Source organism: Lactobacillus sp. UMNPBX19 (assembly GCF_002553805.1).
Lineage (GTDB): Bacteria > Bacillota > Bacilli > Lactobacillales > Lactobacillaceae > Lactobacillus.
In genome coordinates this window covers 1-433 of record NZ_PCYR01000115.1, presented here as the reverse complement: position 1 = coordinate 433, position 433 = coordinate 1, and the positions used below count along the sequence as shown (strand labels likewise).

General features: G+C 35.6%; 1 protein-coding gene. It reads left to right on the top strand.

The window, feature by feature from the left end; genetic code table 11:
• Positions 1-75: 75 nt before the first annotated feature.
• Positions 76-433, top strand: a 358-nt coding sequence (locus CP370_RS09340; protein WP_158227046.1) for a PH domain-containing protein, incomplete at its 3' end; no start/stop codon positions are given.

Here is a 433-nt window from a genome sequence, read left to right as displayed (position 1 = left end):
TTGGCGGTGTCGATCTGGCAACGGCGACGCAATTAAAAAATCAAATTATGGATTTAGCAAAGGAAGAGGATGTTTATGACAGTTAAAGCAAAACACCTTCATCCATTAGCGTTAGTCATTTTTTTGGTTGAAGAAGTGAAGACTTGGTGGGTTTTATTGTTATTAGGTGTGGCTAATCAATTATGGTGGTGGTTAGTGGCAGCTGTTTGTGTGGGTGTTTTTTTTATAGTCAGTCGTTATGCCACGCTAACTTATACTATTTCAGCCGATGAAATTATGATTAAGCAAGGTTTATTCAACAAACAACAACTTCACTTAACTTATCCAAAGATTCAAACATTTCAGACAAAACAATGGTTTTTTATGAAACCTTTCCAGTTGGTTAGTTTAAAAATCGAAACATCTGCACATGTTGATAATCAAGCAGATGCTA